Raw genomic sequence first — 14,765 nt, 5'->3', positions numbered from 1 at the left:
TCTGAGAAAGTGGATGTTCCCCCCATACAAGAGTTCCATAGTTCAATGGAGGCAAGTGCTGCAGTGAAACTAAGGAACTCAAGTGTGGAATTTGAGGCCCGGAGTGAGCTGACTATAAAGCGATAGAATTGATCGCCTGATCGTTCCCACGCTCCCGCGTGGGAACGCAGCCCTCGACGCTCCGCGTCCACCCAAAGCCCTGCGCACTACCGAAGCCCCGTAGCGACGCGGAGCGTCACCGGCTAGGCTCCCACGCAGAGCGTGGGAGCCATCAGCCAAGTACACGCCAGCCCCACCAACCGATTCACGGACGAATCCAATGGGCCGCAGCCGCTACGCCATTACCGATCCTGCGCAACCGCACTTCCTCACCTGCACGGTGATGGAGTGGCTACCGCTGTTCAGCCGCCCCGCACTGGTCGATATCCTGCTCGACTGCTGGCGTTATCAGCAGGCTCGTCAGGGACTCAGGCTGTACGGCTACGTGGTGATGGAAAACCACCTCCACTACCTGGCACAGGCACCCGATCTGGCCCGATGCGTCAGCAGCTTCAAGTCCTACACCGCTCGCCGGATACTCGACGACCTGGAACAGCGCGGCGCACAGTCGGCCTTGCAGCGGCTGAGTTTCAGCAAGCGTGCGCACAAACAGGACCGGGAATACCAGCTATGGCAGGAAGGCAGCCATGCCGAGCTGGTCTGCAGTGAGGAAGTCATGCGCCAGAAGCTGGATTACATCCATCAGAATCCGCTGCGGCGCGGTTATGTGGATCTGCCCGAGCACTGGCGCTACTCCAGTGCTCGGGACTATCAGGGACAGCCTGGACTGATCGGCATCGACCGCTGGATCTGAGCTGACGCGGAGCGTCGAGGGATGCGTTCCCACGCGGGAGCGTGGGAACGATCGGTGTGAGGCGGGATTCGGCGGCGAGAAGCGCCCCTCGTCTGGAGCGCCTCAGCGCTTCACGCAGGCAAACAGCGCATTCCCGGAACTTCCGTTCCAGGGAATGAGCTTCTCGTAATCGTGCTCGAGCACATGCACCTCGAAATACGGTTGCAGCAGCGCCTGCAACTCGTCGAAGTTCACCGCGACCATCGGGTGCTCGTCGTGCCACACCTGAGTCTCGCCCGCCACGCGGCGTTCGATACGCAGTTTGAGCGACTGCCGCTCGCCCTCGCCGGGGTAGTTCCAGCCAGAGCTGAAGCTGAACAGGCCGTCATCATGCTGGGCGCTATGCGTCACCCAGGCAGCGTTGTCGATCCGGCGTTTGTCGACCGCGTTGAAACAGAACAGTCCGTTGCTGGCCAGGGCGTGGTGCGCGGTGGCGATGCAGGCCTGCAGCCGGTCGAGTCCGCCGCTGTAGTGGATCGAGTACAGGAAGCAGGTGATCAGATCCTGCGGCTCGTCCGCCGTAAAGGCACACATGTCCTGGCGGGAGAAGTTCGCCTCCGGGCAACGCAGGGCGGCGCGGTCGAGCATCGGCTGGTTGATGTCGAGGCCACTGCTCGCATAGCCGGCGTCGATGAAGTGGCGGACATGCGGCCCGGTGCCACAGGCCAGATCGAGATGCCGGCGCCCGCCATTGCCGAACAACTGCTGCAGTCGGTGAGCGCAGTGGCTTTGCGCCGGGTAGTCGATATCGGCGCACATCAGGTCGTAATAACCGGACAAGTCGTTATAGAGGGTATTGCCGGACATGAGGGCCTGATGTTCCAAGCGGAGCGTGGGGGGCGCGCATCATAGCCCAACCCGCGCATGGGGGCATGGGAAGCACGCCCGGCGGCAAGGCAGCCGCGCGATCGTTCGGCGCCATTCGGTGGAGGATCGCTGCGCGAGCCCCCACCCTACGGAATAGGCCCGACGAGATACGCCTTCCGCTCAGACGCAGTTGCCGGCACAGCCACCACGGGCGCAGGCCGGGGCCTCCGGGTTCTTCAGCGCCCGGCTGCTGACCACGCCGGCGGCGCCCAGCAGCTTGGTCACCGGCGCGTCGTCCGGGATCGACGGATCTGCCGCCAGCGTGCAGGCGGCGCGCAGTTCGCCCCAGGTCTTCGGGCTCAGGGCCATCGGGTGGTGGACTTCGTACACTTGGCCGTTGGCTTCGCAGCGGTAGTCGTAGGTCGGCATGGCGATTCCTCTCGCGGTGGTTGCGGGTGTCGATAATCTACCGTTTCCAGCCGAAACGAAAAGTGGGCAGAGCGCACGCCTGGGGCCGCCCTGACACACAGGGACGACCCACGCAGCGGATGCGAGTGCTTGCCAACGCCCGAAGCTTGCCCTATCGACAAGGGTCTCTGCTGCCTCGCCGACAAGGCGGCATCTTGCAAAAAACTGGGCCGCTATATGCGGCCCTTTTTGTGCTACACCCGGATCAAGACCCTGTTCAGAACCCGTGGGTATAGGCGATGGTCCAGTTGTCCTGTGAGTGGCTGGTTCGAGTGGGGGCTGAGGTATTCGGCAGACTCGAGTTATCCATCGACTCCTTGAAGGCGTGGGAGTAGGCGAAATGCACGCCGCTCTCCTTCGAGAAATCGTAGGAGAAACCCAACGAGGCGTGCTTCCTGGGAATGGCGGGAATAACGCCGAACAACAGGTCGGAGCGTAACGCCTGGTCGGCGATGCGCGCACCGCCACGCCACGTCCAGTTGCCTGTCTGGTAGGCCAGGCCGACTGACAGGATGTTCTGGTCCTTGTAATTCTGCGGGAGCAGGATATCGATGTTGCCGCCGCCGTCGGACTCGAAGCCAACGTCGATGTCCTTCAACGCATGCTTCCAGAACACTCGCGAGACATCGACAGCCAGCATCCACTGGTCATTGAAGTGGTGGCTCAAACCGAGATCGAGATGGGCAGGCATCTGGAAGTCGCGCAGCTTGATCTTGCCGTCGAGCGGGATCTGTCCCACGATCCCGTCGATCGCCGTGAGGGTCGCCCGCCCTTCCATGTCATTCACGTGGCTTTCCAGGGTATAGGCAGCGCCCAGCATGGTGTCATTCGACACCTTGTAGGTCATGCCGATACGCCCGCCAACCCCCCAGGCGTCAACGCCACTGGCCAGGGGCTGGTTCTTGGTCAGGCTGAAGTGGGCGCCGCGCAAATCGGGCAAGCCACCGAGTACCGGTACCAGGCTCCCGCTCACCCGCCCTGAGCCGATCAACGAACCAACCTGGTCAGCCGCGAGCAACAGCTCAAGGTTCAAGCCCTGCCACATGACATCGGCGCTGGCGCCCACCGTCAGCTTGTCGGTGATTTGGTAACTGGCCGCGAAGGGAATGTTCAATACCAGGAGCCGGCTCGAGTTTTCGAGCCCCGTATCCACGCCGCCGGAGGCACGGGAAAGAAAACTGCGCGAGCCGTATTCCGTCCCCAGTCCACCCTGGGCAAAGGCGCCGGCCCCAAGCGCCAGGGGGCCATCGTGATAGGTAAAGGCCAACTGGGGGGCCAGGTAAGGACCACGGTTCTTGGAATGGCTATCGGACGAAGCATTTTCTCCCGTAGCCCGGTTCTTGGTGTCGATGTCGGTATTCACGACATCCAGGCCTACGTGAAGCTCAGAGCCTTCGGCCATCAATGACAGCGTTGCCGGATTGGTCATCATGCCGGCTGCGCCGACATCGAATGCCGTGGCAGCTCCGCCCATGCCCCGGGAGATCGGTCCGAAACCTTCCAAGCGGAAAACGTCGGTGGCGTGGACCATTGGCGCTGCAAAGGCCAGGATTGCCGCTGATAACTTGCGAAGCTTCTTCATTGATATATACCTTGCTTTATTGTTTTTTTAGGCAGGCACTACTTGCATTACAGCTTGATGAGCACTTTCATTGCGCTGTCAGATTTATCATTGAAGGTACCGAATGCTTTATCTGTACCAGCCAAGGCGACTGCGCGCAGAAAGCGACCCTAGAGACCCGAACCACAGATTGAGATCACCAGTGCCTTGACCAGCACTTCGCGATGCGCATGAAGTGAAGGGGCCGGAATATTCGTGCAGCGGATATCTTCCGGGGCATAATAAACGGCAGCCTTCATCACCCCCTCCTTTCCCTGATAGTGCGGCACCTTGAACGAAGCCCTTCCACCTTTTTGTAGAAGGGCACGCTGCAGCATTGCGAAACAGTTGACAGGCAGTACCGTTGCATTCAGAAGAAGCGATCGAAATGCACCTGCTCAAAAGGGACTCGATAGCCGACCATGAGCATTTCCTGCAGGGCTTTTGTCATGGGCGGAGGGCCCGCGAAATAAAATTCGACGTCAGTGATGCGGTCGTGAAGCTCGCTGCGCACCACGTCGTGGACATACCCTGTTGCCCCGCTCCAGGTTTCGCCTGGGTCCTGCTCAGGGAGCGACACCACCGGATGGAAGTGGATGCTCTTGCCGAACTCGGGTAGCTGGCTCAACAAGGATTCGCCACAAATGTCTCGCGGCGTGCGACCGCCGTAGAAAAAATGCAGATTCCGCGTTTTCAGCAGACCTGCTGCCGAGGCGCCGCGCGCGATGGATATCATCGGGGCGAGGCCCGAGCCTCCCGCGATACAGGCGATGTCGCGCGGATTGTCCTCTCTCAGCCATGCCAGGCCATAGGGGCCGTCGATTTCGACTTCGTCACCCATGGCCAGCTGGTGAAAAAGGCGTTCCGTTGCACTGCCCGAGGGCACCCGGCGGACCTGAAAATGCCACTCTCCTTGTCCGTTGGCGAGATTGGACATCGAGTAAGCGCGCGGCGACTCGATACCGGGGATGGTTAGACTGGCATATTGCCCCGGCAGAAAATCCGCCTCGCCCTCTGCGACGAAGCGAAACTCCCGAATATCGTGGGTCAGATCGACTGCGCCAACAAAGGTAGCCTTGCGACGTTGCGGCGCAATGGGCGGAACATATTCCTGCGCCGGGCGCATCTTGATTTTCAAGTCCGACGTTGCCCGACACTGGCATGCCAGCAAGTAGTTCTTGCGTCGGTCACGTTCAGTCAGCCCAGGCGCGTCTGGCCACAAATTTTCGATCTCACCCTCGAGCAGATCGAATTTGCAACTACCGCAACCACCCGAGTTGCATTCGTAGGGAAACCCCACCCCGGCCCGCAAAGCTGCACGCAAAACGGTGTCCTGGCCCTCTTGCTGGAATTCGCAGGAGTTACCTTCGAGTGAAATTCGATGATTAGCCATAAATTCTTTCCACTTGTAGGTTCCCCCTCCTCGCGACCTTGCAAGGAAGGTCGAGGAGAGAGAAAACAGCCACTAACAACAACTCCGCACTATCAGATCGGCAAGGAGCGTCGGAAATCGCGCGTAGCGCTCTTGACGTCGGCGGCAGCGTTAGGCGCATCCGACAAAGCAGAGCAATAGGCGTCGATCGCCTTGTCAGCCAGGGGTTCCCACTTGGCGATCCAGCCCTTGATGACTTCAGCGTTGGCCGGGTTATCCAGCGTCATCTTGACCAGTGCAGAAGCCCAACGACGGTGGCGGGTGGCATCGAGCAGCTCGGCATCGGTCAACATGCCCAGCAAGGTGTCGTTGTTATGCCGTGCCACCTCGCCCAGCTTGCGCAGGACCGCTTCCTCTATGGCCGGCTTGGCAACCAGGTTCAGGGCTACGAAGGCTTCACCCCAATCCCAGGTGGTCAGCACCTTTTCCATGAGTTCACGGAAACCCTGCCAGACTGGATCATTCTCCCAGTAATGCCGTTCGTCCTTGCCGAAGCCCTTGTCAGCGAAGGTCAGCGACAGTTCTTTGGTCCGGTAGGCCGTATGGCTCAGCCAGCGCAGCGAGTCAGCCGCCTGGAAGGCCACGCAGTTGGTGATGGTGCTGGCGGGCGACATTTGCTGCAGATATACCGAGGTCATCTGCACCGTGTGGAAGAGATAGCGCGCCGGCGCGTAGACTCGCGCGAGGGTGCCCGCCCAGTGCGGGTCTAGTGCCTTGTCATGTTCGCGCTCGTTGAATTGGTCCAGAAGACCGAACACATAGGTTTCCTGGCCATCCTGCAGCATGTTGTAGGTGCGATATACCAGCTCGTCAGGATCGCGAAAGGCATTCCAGTCGCTATGCTGCAGCGGGCTGGCGTTGCGGTACTGTTTGTACCAGCGATTCATGAACAGGTCGGGGTCGGCCTCGTAGGGCGCATTTTGATCGCGGGTGTTGTACAGCAGGTTGGCAGTTACTACCTCATATTCACTCGGCTTGCGACGACGCGCCGCCAAGTGACTCCAAGTTTTCAATGGCTTCAGTACTTCGACTTCGCTCATGGTTGTCATCCTCAGCAATTCGGCTCAAAGGTGCTTGGTGTAGTAGAAGCGGACATGATCAACGTGGGTGTCGATTCGGCCGGCAAACGAGGACAGCTCCACTTCCAGTTCGTTCATATTGAAAGGACGACCAAGCATTTCCTCGATGGTTTGGCGATGAATGATCATCTCGTCATCGGCTTGGATGCGGAGATAGGCAACCTTATCCTCGACGAGGATTTTCTTTCCCGGGTTGTCGACTTCAGCCGCCTCGGCAACTGCTACCGCCAGTTCGCCCTGGCGCATTACCGGTCCAACTTTGTTGTTCAGATGTGCCGAAGAAATTCCACTCACTTTATTTTCCCCTCGTTGTGGTGGCGTCGCAGGTGTAGAAGCTGCCGCGACACCACCAGTCGGGTGCTGTGCGCCTTCAAGCCAATTCATGGCGCTGGCAGGCATGCACATTGGTCATTTGATCTGCAAAGCAGTCTTGGTGAGCCGGGAGATCAGTGTGCAAAGACAGGAGCAACGCCGTCGGTATCGACGAGCACGCTTTCACCATCGATCTTTACCGGATACTCGGCCAGGCGGCAGTTGGCAGGGTTGATGCTCTCGCCAGTGCAGCCATCGAATACCCACTGGTGCGCCCGACAAATCACAACCTTGCCGTCGAAAGTGCCTTCTACCAGCGGAATGTCCTGGTGTGGGCATACGCCCTGGAAGGCACGTATTTCTCCACCCTCCGGACTCACCAGCAGGATTTCATGACCATTGACCTCGAAAGCCGCCATTTCGCCTTCCCAGAGATCGTCCAGATTGCACGCTTTTAAAAATGCCATTGATAGTCACCCAATCTTACAAATGAAATCCGGGAACACGCTCAGAGCGCTTCCCACACCACTTCGATACATTCCATGGGCTTGAGGCCGGTATCGTGGAGTTTCATCTCGCGTGGGAAGGGATTTTCCGAGCCCTGGCGCCGGACCCGCATGATGTGCCCGGGGCGGGCGGCAACGCGCCTGCCCACCGAATGATGAGCAGCTGCAGCGGCAACTTCATTCATCGTATTTTCGCTATCCACCGCCAAGAGTTGCAAAACAAAGTCCTCTTGGAAATTGGACACCAAAGGAAACAGTGCCATATCGATTACCTCTGAAAATATAAGGTTTGCCGGGGCTATCGGGGTGCACGAAGTAGGTCACCCCAGGATCTTGAGCCTCAGCGCTCAGGCCGTATTTTTCGTATAGGCGGATCTGAACTTCTCGACCCATGCGTAGCCATGAGCATCGTCACCGATTTCCCCCGGAGACAATTCCATGTATTTCAAGGCTCCCTCGAGATTCATTGGCTGGATCATTCCGGCGAGGAAACGATCGACCAGAGAAAGATGCCCGGCATAGCGCTCCGGCTCTTCCTCGAAGCACCACTTGCAACCTTCCGAGCAGAAGTGATAGGTGCGGTCTTTATAGACCAGAGGGAAATCACGCACTTTCCAGGCTGGGCCAGGCGTCTGGTTGATCGGCAGCTGGCACATGTTGCAGACAACTGGCAGGGTTTCCGGATAGGTCAGTTCGCGCTTGCCAGCCAGCAGGTTTTCCGTGATGACATCCCAGTTCTTACCCCAGGTCGCATTCCAGCCCGGATATTTTTCCTCCAGCCACTCACGTTCTTCCGGTGATACACCGGCCGCCGGATTCCACCATACCGTCGGGCGCCAGAACCAAACACCCAAGTGCATGCCATGGTGTTGGGAGTCGATCTCCTCCAGGAGCTGATCCCAGTACCACGGGGTATCCAGACCCAGATCGATCAGCGAGCGTTCGAACTGGGTAACAATCCACTCTTGCATGAACTCCTTGAAGGACTGCTTGCGGTGTTCGAGCGGCGTGTAATAGTCCATCACCGGGCCGGTCAGCACCGAGAACAGTTTCCAGGCGCGCCAGATGCCGATGTCCACCATTTTTTGTGCTTCGGCTTTCTTGCCGTTGGCAACCAGCACGGAGACCAGAGGGGCGCCGATTTGCGCATGCCGTGACTCGTCAGTCTGGATGCTGGAAATCAGGTTAGAGAAGGTCCAGTCGCCGGCTTCTGCGGCATCGGCTGCCAGTCCCAGAAACTGCATGTTGGTGAAGCCGGTTTCGAAGGCGAAGGTGAGCATCAACGCGACACCCACCGCACTGCGCGTGGTCATCATGTCGTCGAACATGTGGCGCGCGGCGATAATTGCCCACTCGTTAGTGCCATAGCCCTTGTGGGCCCAGTCGAACTGACGATCCTTGGGGCAGTGTTCGTGGGGGAAGAACAGCTGAATCTGGCCATGACGAATCTCGTCCATCATGCCGAGTGTCGCCATATTGCGCATGCCTGGCGCTTTGCCGAAGCGTGCCATCCGTGCCTCGGCCGTTGAGGCCGAGTATTCGGCACGGGGAATGGCCCCATAGTGGGACTTCATGACACTGAGCCAGCCCGGATCGGCAGTTTCGAACATCTTGCTGCGTTCCAGCGCAGCTTTTACTGAGTAAGCGCCGGCGTCCTTTTCCCGCTGTACCTTGACGTACTCGTTATAGGTCTGCTTGTAGGGCTCGTCATAGTTTTCCCATTGCTCCATGCGGATATCGAAGCTGCCGCTCAGCTCCGGCGGGAACAACTCGTCTTCCGTGACATGCTTCGGCGTCCAGTTGGTCGTTCTGGCGATGTCGTACCAATCCATCCGGCTCAATACAGCCATGTCCGTCTCCTTTCTTATATTTATCAGTAAGGGCGGCGCTGCCCACCTAGGGAAGCCCATCAAGAGGGCCTGCGCGATTGAAGTATGCTGCGCGCAACCTGATTGCGAAGTTGTCGAAAGGGTGCACGGCGTTATACCAAGGTGTAACTGAGCCCCCTGCCCCCACGCCTCTGCCGTGGCCTGATGCGCGGGTGTGCCGAGCCCGAGCGTTATTGCCAAGCGCTCAAGAACGGGGCTGTCGAGCGGGTGATCGGACAAGGCCGCCTGTAGTCGGGGCGGCTGCCAGCCTGGGGGAAGTACCGTCGGTTGGCGTGGATCTCGCGTGACAGCAAGCTGGATGCGAAGCGGGTAGGCGGACCTGCTATTGCAGCGGATACGAAACCTGAGGCAGCCTGTCGGACTTTCCGGTGGCGCGTGCGGCACGTAGATTCTGCAGGGCTCGCCTTCGGCGACTGCCTGGAAAGCGCGTAGCAACGCTTGAAGTTCTCACGCCCGACAGGTGGCCGGTGCCTGGAATCCCGGCTATTCGCACCAGAGGTGATACATGCCGAGCATCAACCGCCAGCTGTTTACGGACTCCCCGGTACTTCGCGTCAGCGATGTGACGCTCTCCGCTACCGACGATCTCCAGACCCACCGCGAGAAGCTCGCGCGCATCGTGTTGGATGAGATGTATCAGTTCGTAGGCCTGTTTGACGCGAACGGCATGACCCTGGAGATCAACCAGTCCGCGCTCGACGGGGCGGGTATCCAGCTGGATGACATTCAGGGAAAACCGTTCTGGGAGGCGCGCTGGTGGGCCGTCTCGAAGGAGACTCAGGACTTCCAGCGGGACTGCGTTCGCCGAGCACGCGAGGGCGAGTTCGTGCGAAGCGAAGTCGAAATCTACGGTCAAGCCGCTGGCGAGGAAACGATCATCATCGATTTCTCGCTGCTGCCGATAAGGGATCAGGACGGCAAGATCATGTTCCTGCTCGCCGAAGGCCGCAACATCACCGAGAAGAAGCACGCCGAAGCCGAGATCGCGCGGAAGAACGAAGAGCTGCAAAGGTTGCTCGACAAGATCCGGCACATGGACGAACTGAAGAGCGACTTCTTCGCCAATATCAGCCATGAGCTGCGCACGCCGCTGACTCTGATCCTAGGCCCGGTCGAGTCCATTCTCGCCAGCGGGGCGAATCTCGACGAGTTGCAGCGGCGCGACCTCGGGGTCATCCAGCGCAATGCCGCGACGCTGCTCAAGCATGTCAACGACCTGCTCGACCTGGCGAAGCTCGAGGCAGGCAAGATGACGGTCAGTTACGCGCGCGTCGACCTGGCGCACGTCGTGCGTACGGTCGCCGCGCACTTCGACGCACTGGCGCCGCAGCGGTCGATTTCCTACGTGATCACCGCGCCCGACACCCTCGAAGCAGAAGTTGACCCGGAGAAATTCGACGGCATTCTGCTCAATCTGCTCTCCAACGCCTTCAAATTCACGCCTGCCGGTGGCCGGATCAGGTGCGCCCTCGAACTGAGCGGGAAGGATCGTCTGCTGCTCAGCGTCCAGGACAGCGGCTGTGGGGTCGCCCCCGAGATGCGCTCGACGATCTTTGACCGCTTCCGCCGGGCCCAGGGGGGGAACACGCGCGAATTCGGCGGCACCGGCCTGGGCCTGGCGCTGGTCAAGGATTTCGTCGACCTGCACGGTGGCACCATAGTCACCCTGGATGCGCCGGGTGGCGGTGCGCTATTCCAGGTCGAGATGCCACTGCGCGCCCCGCAGGGTGCTTACGTCCGCCATGCCGAAGCGCTCCTCGCCCCCCGGGAGAGCGGTGGCGTCGTCAACTTCGCCATCGAGGAGCTGCAGCGGACCACGCTCGATACCCCTGCACAGCCACAATCATCGGACCGCCCGCAGGTTCTGGTGGTCGAGGATAATGGCGAAATGCAGCGTTTTATCGCCGAGGTGCTCGGCGACGAGTACCGTGTCGTGGCGGCCGCCAATGGTGCGGAGGCGCTGGAGCGAGCGCTTGCCGAACCACCGGATCTGGTGGTTTCCGACCTGATGATGCCGAAGCTTGGCGGTGACCGGTTGGTAGACGAGATGCGCGCGAGCCCAACGTTGCTCCACGTGCCGGTGCTTGTGCTGTCCGCCAAGGCAGACGAGGCGCTACGGCTGAAGCTGCTTTCCGAGTCGGTGCAGGATTACGTCACCAAACCGTTTTCCCCGCATGAACTGCGCGCCCGGGTTCGCAACCTGGTCATGATGAAGCGCGCGCGGGATGCGCTGCAGAAGGAGCTGTCGAGCCAGAACGAGGATCTGGCGCAGCTCACTCAGCAGCTCATTGCCAACAAACAGGCGCTGCAGCAGAGCCTCGCGGCTCAGCGCAAGTCCGAGCAGCTTTGGCGGGCAGTCTATGAGCACTCGGCGGCCGGTATTGCGTTGACCGAACCGGATGGCCGGATACTGACCGCCAACCCCGCCTTCCAAAAGATGCTCGGGTACACGGCAAAGGATCTGCAGAATTGCTCCCTGGCACAGATCACGCCCGAGGATGACCGTGAGATCACCCGCTCGCGCATTGCCCAGCTGATTGCCGGCAAGGTCGATGAGTACTACGTGCAGAGGCGCTACGAGCACCGGGACGGCAGCGTCATTTGGGCCAATGTGGGGGTATCGCTGATTCCCGGCAGCGAGGGTGGAGCCCCGATGCTGCTGCAAGTCGTCGAAGACATCACCGAGCGCAAACGGGCAGAGCAGGCGTTGGCTGAGGCGCAGAACGAGCTGGCGTGCGTAACGCGGGTGACGGCCATGGGCGAGCTCGCCGCCTCCATTGCTCACGAAGTCAACCAGCCGCTTGCCGCTGTCGTCGCCAACGGCCATGCCGCCCAGCGCTGGCTCAAGGTAGAGACGCCCAATGAACAGGAGGTGCAGGATGCCATTCAGCGGATCATCCGCGATGCCAACCGGGCCGGTGAGGTGATCGCGCGGATTCGCGGGTTTCTCAAGCGGAAGGGGCCGGACAGGGCCCAGGTTCACCTCGAGGAGGTCATCGGCGAGGTTGTCAGCCTGGTGCAAGACAAAGCCCGCAGCAATGGCGTGGCGTTAAGCGTCAGATCGGCTGCGGGCCTCCCGCCGGTAATGGCGGATCGCGTGCAGTTGCAGCAGGTGGTGCTGAACCTAGTGATGAATGCCATTGATGCCATGAGTTCGGTCTCGGGGCGGGAGCCGGTATTGGAGATAGAAGCGGACCAGTATGGCCCGGACTCCGTGCGGGTCGCGGTACGAGATTCGGGGGGCGGGCTCGAGCCGCAGGATAGGATGCGGATCTTCGACGCCTTCTATACGACGAAGCCGGAAGGCTTGGGGATGGGGCTCGCGATCAGCAGCTCGATCGTCGAGGCCCATGGTGGACGGCTGTGGGCGACACCGAACGAGGGCCCCGGCGAGACCTTTCAGTTCACGCTGCCGATCGGAGCACCCAGCGGATCATGAAACCTGTAGATCCCATTGTTTTTGTTGTCGATGACGACTTGTCCTTACGCGAGGCACTGAGCAGTCTTATCCGTTCGGTCGGCCTGCGCGTCGAAACCTTCGCTTCCGCTCAGGACTTCCTGCGCTACCAGCGCCCTGACGTGACGGCGTGCCTGGTGCTCGACGTGCGAATGCCGGGCCTCAGCGGACTGGATCTGCAGCGCGAGCTCGCCCATGCCGAGAAACGGATTCCCATCATCTTCATCACCGGCCACGGTGATATCCCGATGAGCGTTCGCGCCATGAAGGCGGGCGCGATTGAATTCTTGCCGAAGCCTTTTCGTGACGAGGATTTGCTGGATGCCATTCGCGAGGGGCTCGAGCGGGATCAGGTCGCCCGGGAGCAACGCGGCGAGCTCGCCGAGATCCAGGACAAGTACGCCACGCTGACCTCACGCGAACGGGAGGTGATAGTCCTGCTCGTCAAAGGCATGCTCAACAAGCAGGTTGCCGCCGAACTGGGCATTACGGAGATCACCATCAAGGTTCATCGCCGCCGCATACTGCAGAAGATGAATGCCAAATCGCTTCCGGCACTGGTACGCATGGTCGAAAAACTCCACCTGACCGATCTCGCGGACAAAAGCACTCATGTCTAGCGCCGCGACAACCTTGAAATGTCGGTTCAGTTTGGAGCGTGGTAACTGCAGGCTATCGGCGCTACCTGCTGTAATGCCCAGGGCCTGTTGACGTTTCGCACCGCTAGCCATAAGAACGCACAGGCGATGGCTACTGTCCGTTCAGCATATCGTTTCAGCTGGTCCTCTTGGATCGCTCCTGCGCCGGGGCGCGGGAACGATCATCCCTGGACTCACTCGATCTGCCACAGCGGCAGAATCCGTCACGCAGACTTCAGCGCCACCAACGCGAACCCGCAGACGATGCCAGCCAGGGCAATCAGCCAGCCGATCCGGTAGCCACGGTTCTTCTGTTCCCGGCGCGCGGGGTCCATCGGTTTCTTCTGCTTCTTCACTGTTCCACCTGTTTCTCGATCCAACGGCCGGGCTGGCTCGCCCGGCACAGGGCCGCCTTTGTAGGGCGACGAGGCCCTTTTGTCCAGCCTGGCGAATGCTCGTTCCCACGCAGCAGCGTGGGAACGAGCAAGCCCGCGCATTATGATGTCCGCTCGCAAATGCACAGGACTATGCCCATGGCCAAATGGCTGGCAAAAACCGAACCCGCCGAATGCGGCATCGACGACTTCGCCAGAGCCCCGCAAACGCCGATCCGCTGGGACGGGGTGCGCAACTACCAGGCCCGCAACTTCCTCAAGGCCATGGCCGAGGGCGACGAGGTGCTGGTCTACCACTCCAGCTGCAAGGACATCGGCATCGCCGGCGTGGTGCGCGTGGTGCGCAGCGCCTACACCGACCCGACCCAGTTCGATCCCGAGTCGCCCTACTTCGACGCCAAGAGCGCGCCGGACAAGCCGCGTTGGCAGGCAGTGGACCTGGTCTTCGAGCGCAAGCTGGCGCGGCTGATCACCCTCGACCGGCTCAAGACCCTCCCCGGCCTGGAAAACCTGCCGCTGGTGCAGCGCGGCAGCCGGCTGTCGGTGATGCCGGTCGGCGAGGACGAGTGGCGGATCATCCTCGCCGCGAGACAGTAGGCCCGCCCCGGCAACGAGGACTGCCGGCCCCGCGCGTCACGGCGATGCCAAGCAAATGCATTGAGACCTGATCCGGGCCGAGCGCCCCCCAGTGAGGCGCACCCAGCCAGCCCAGCCTCGTTTCAGGGCAGGCGGGGCAAACGCCCCAGCCCGCAACGAGGCAGCACCTCCGCCACCGGCCCGCTTCGCACGCTGCCTGGCTGCTGGTCTGATACTTGCACTCGTCCCCCGGCGCCATGTGGCGACAGGAGACGCGAATAATGGAGTGGATCAAGGCAGTGATCGTGCCGCTGGCAGCGATATCTTCGCTGGCGCAGGCGCAGGACGTACTGAAGGTCTACAACTGGGCCGATTACATCGACCCGGCGGTCGTCGCCGATTTCGAGCGCCAAAGTGGCGTCAAGGTCGATTACCGACAGTTCGCCACCTCAGGGGAAATGCTGGAGAGCCTGGACCGTGGCGAGCTTTTCGACGTGATCGTTCCCACCAGCGACTCCGTACTCGTCAAGTTGCTGCAGGAACAGCGTCTTCAGCCGGTCCGAACGGACACGCTGACCAACTATGCCTGCGGATTCCACGGTCATCTGGCCACCCATTCCATGAGCATCTGGCCACCGATTCCACGGTGATCCGGCCACCCATTCCACGCGCATCCGGCCACTGATTCCACGGCCATCCGGCCACCCTCCCGGG

General features: G+C 60.7%; 16 protein-coding genes. 5 read left to right on the top strand and 11 right to left on the bottom strand.

Annotated features, from left to right (window positions below):
- The first annotated feature begins 319 nt into the window (after positions 1-319).
- Positions 320-853, top strand: a complete 534-nt coding sequence (locus KRX52_RS08215) for an REP-associated tyrosine transposase (RefSeq protein WP_217681254.1) — start codon at positions 320-322, stop codon at positions 851-853.
- Positions 854-955: 102 nt separating this feature from the next.
- Here KRX52_RS08215 and KRX52_RS08210 read toward each other — a convergent pair whose 3' ends face one another.
- The 10 genes from KRX52_RS08210 to KRX52_RS08170 form a co-directional block, all read right to left on the bottom strand.
- Positions 956-1,699 carry a class I SAM-dependent DNA methyltransferase gene (locus tag KRX52_RS08210; protein ID WP_217681253.1) on the bottom strand — a complete coding sequence of 248 codons (744 nt, stop codon included), beginning with the start codon at positions 1,697-1,699 and terminating at the stop codon, positions 956-958.
- Positions 1,700-1,879: 180 nt separating this feature from the next.
- Positions 1,880-2,128, bottom strand: a complete 249-nt coding sequence (locus KRX52_RS08205; protein WP_217681252.1) for an FmdB family zinc ribbon protein — start codon at positions 2,126-2,128, stop codon at positions 1,880-1,882.
- 256 nt (positions 2,129-2,384) lie between these two features.
- On the bottom strand, positions 2,385-3,749 hold the full coding sequence (locus KRX52_RS08200; protein WP_217681251.1) for an OmpP1/FadL family transporter: 1,365 nt from the start codon (positions 3,747-3,749) through the stop codon (positions 2,385-2,387).
- 149 nt (positions 3,750-3,898) lie between these two features.
- Complete coding sequence (locus KRX52_RS20950) at positions 3,899-4,027, bottom strand: hypothetical protein (protein WP_302850355.1); 129 nt, start codon at positions 4,025-4,027, stop codon at positions 3,899-3,901.
- A gap of 110 nt (positions 4,028-4,137) precedes the next feature.
- On the bottom strand, positions 4,138-5,160 hold the full coding sequence (locus KRX52_RS08195; RefSeq protein WP_217681250.1) for a 2Fe-2S iron-sulfur cluster-binding protein: 1,023 nt from the start codon (positions 5,158-5,160) through the stop codon (positions 4,138-4,140).
- Between the two features lie 92 nt (positions 5,161-5,252).
- Positions 5,253-6,239 (bottom strand): aromatic/alkene monooxygenase hydroxylase subunit beta, encoded by a 987-nt coding sequence (locus KRX52_RS08190; RefSeq protein ID WP_217681249.1) that lies wholly within the window; start codon positions 6,237-6,239, stop codon positions 5,253-5,255.
- A 24-nt stretch (positions 6,240-6,263) separates the two neighbouring features.
- On the bottom strand, positions 6,264-6,677 hold the full coding sequence (locus KRX52_RS08185; protein WP_217681248.1) for an MmoB/DmpM family protein: 414 nt from the start codon (positions 6,675-6,677) through the stop codon (positions 6,264-6,266).
- A gap of 47 nt (positions 6,678-6,724) precedes the next feature.
- A complete protein-coding gene (locus KRX52_RS08180; protein WP_217681247.1) occupies positions 6,725-7,057 on the bottom strand; it encodes a monooxygenase system ferredoxin subunit in 333 nt (110 codons plus the stop codon).
- A gap of 41 nt (positions 7,058-7,098) precedes the next feature.
- Positions 7,099-7,359 (bottom strand): toluene-4-monooxygenase system B family protein, encoded by a 261-nt coding sequence (locus KRX52_RS08175; RefSeq protein ID WP_217681246.1) that lies wholly within the window; start codon positions 7,357-7,359, stop codon positions 7,099-7,101.
- Between the two features lie 84 nt (positions 7,360-7,443).
- The gene (locus tag KRX52_RS08170) at positions 7,444-8,946 is read right to left on the bottom strand and encodes an aromatic/alkene/methane monooxygenase hydroxylase/oxygenase subunit alpha (protein ID WP_217681245.1); all 1,503 of its coding nucleotides are present in this window, start codon (positions 8,944-8,946) and stop codon (positions 7,444-7,446) included.
- Positions 8,947-9,490: 544 nt separating this feature from the next.
- Between KRX52_RS08170 and KRX52_RS08165 the strand changes: the two genes are divergently transcribed.
- Positions 9,491-12,424, top strand: coding sequence for an ATP-binding protein (locus KRX52_RS08165; protein ID WP_217681244.1), 2,934 nt, complete (start codon positions 9,491-9,493; stop codon positions 12,422-12,424).
- Positions 12,421-13,062 (top strand): response regulator transcription factor, encoded by a 642-nt coding sequence (locus KRX52_RS08160; RefSeq protein WP_217681243.1) that lies wholly within the window; start codon positions 12,421-12,423, stop codon positions 13,060-13,062. Before KRX52_RS08165 ends, KRX52_RS08160 begins: the two co-directional genes overlap by 4 nt.
- 242 nt (positions 13,063-13,304) lie before the next feature.
- Here KRX52_RS08160 and KRX52_RS20945 read toward each other — a convergent pair whose 3' ends face one another.
- On the bottom strand, positions 13,305-13,436 hold the full coding sequence (locus tag KRX52_RS20945) for a hypothetical protein (RefSeq protein ID WP_302850364.1): 132 nt from the start codon (positions 13,434-13,436) through the stop codon (positions 13,305-13,307).
- A gap of 177 nt (positions 13,437-13,613) precedes the next feature.
- Here KRX52_RS20945 and KRX52_RS08155 point away from each other — a divergent pair, with 177 nt between their 5' ends.
- Together KRX52_RS08155 and KRX52_RS08150 are read left to right on the top strand one after the other, a co-directional pair.
- A complete protein-coding gene (locus KRX52_RS08155; protein ID WP_217681242.1) occupies positions 13,614-14,072 on the top strand; it encodes an EVE domain-containing protein in 459 nt (152 codons plus the stop codon).
- Between the two features lie 260 nt (positions 14,073-14,332).
- Positions 14,333-14,701 carry a substrate-binding domain-containing protein gene (locus tag KRX52_RS08150; protein ID WP_217681241.1) on the top strand — a complete coding sequence of 123 codons (369 nt, stop codon included), beginning with the start codon at positions 14,333-14,335 and terminating at the stop codon, positions 14,699-14,701.
- The last annotated feature ends 64 nt before the right edge of the window (positions 14,702-14,765 follow it).

This window comes from Geopseudomonas aromaticivorans (genome assembly GCF_019097855.1).
In the GTDB taxonomy this organism is placed as follows: Bacteria; Pseudomonadota; Gammaproteobacteria; order Pseudomonadales; family Pseudomonadaceae; genus Geopseudomonas; species Geopseudomonas aromaticivorans.
The sequence above is the reverse complement of the archived record's forward strand: the minus strand, read 5'-3'. Positions and strand labels throughout refer to the sequence as shown.

What these genes read in the sequence shown, in the direction of transcription:
- KRX52_RS08215 (WP_217681254.1), top strand. Translation starts at nt 320, where the DNA reads ATGGGCCGCAGCCGCTACGCCATTACCGATCCTGCGCAACCGCACTTC.
- KRX52_RS08210 (WP_217681253.1), bottom strand. Translation starts at nt 1,699, where the DNA reads ATGTCCGGCAATACCCTCTATAACGACTTGTCCGGTTATTACGACCTG.
- KRX52_RS08205 (WP_217681252.1), bottom strand. Translation starts at nt 2,128, where the DNA reads ATGCCGACCTACGACTACCGCTGCGAAGCCAACGGCCAAGTGTACGAA.
- KRX52_RS08200 (WP_217681251.1), bottom strand. Translation starts at nt 3,749, where the DNA reads ATGAAGAAGCTTCGCAAGTTATCAGCGGCAATCCTGGCCTTTGCAGCG.
- KRX52_RS20950 (WP_302850355.1), bottom strand. Translation starts at nt 4,027, where the DNA reads ATGAAGGCTGCCGTTTATTATGCCCCGGAAGATATCCGCTGCACGAAT.
- KRX52_RS08195 (WP_217681250.1), bottom strand. Translation starts at nt 5,160, where the DNA reads ATGGCTAATCATCGAATTTCACTCGAAGGTAACTCCTGCGAATTCCAG.
- KRX52_RS08190 (WP_217681249.1), bottom strand. Translation starts at nt 6,239, where the DNA reads ATGAGCGAAGTCGAAGTACTGAAGCCATTGAAAACTTGGAGTCACTTG.
- KRX52_RS08185 (WP_217681248.1), bottom strand. Translation starts at nt 6,677, where the DNA reads ATGCCTGCCAGCGCCATGAATTGGCTTGAAGGCGCACAGCACCCGACT.
- KRX52_RS08180 (WP_217681247.1), bottom strand. Translation starts at nt 7,057, where the DNA reads ATGGCATTTTTAAAAGCGTGCAATCTGGACGATCTCTGGGAAGGCGAA.
- KRX52_RS08175 (WP_217681246.1), bottom strand. Translation starts at nt 7,359, where the DNA reads ATGGCACTGTTTCCTTTGGTGTCCAATTTCCAAGAGGACTTTGTTTTG.
- KRX52_RS08170 (WP_217681245.1), bottom strand. Translation starts at nt 8,946, where the DNA reads ATGGCTGTATTGAGCCGGATGGATTGGTACGACATCGCCAGAACGACC.
- KRX52_RS08165 (WP_217681244.1), top strand. Translation starts at nt 9,491, where the DNA reads ATGCCGAGCATCAACCGCCAGCTGTTTACGGACTCCCCGGTACTTCGC.
- KRX52_RS08160 (WP_217681243.1), top strand. Translation starts at nt 12,421, where the DNA reads ATGAAACCTGTAGATCCCATTGTTTTTGTTGTCGATGACGACTTGTCC.
- KRX52_RS08155 (WP_217681242.1), top strand. Translation starts at nt 13,614, where the DNA reads ATGGCCAAATGGCTGGCAAAAACCGAACCCGCCGAATGCGGCATCGAC.
- KRX52_RS08150 (WP_217681241.1), top strand. Translation starts at nt 14,333, where the DNA reads ATGGAGTGGATCAAGGCAGTGATCGTGCCGCTGGCAGCGATATCTTCG.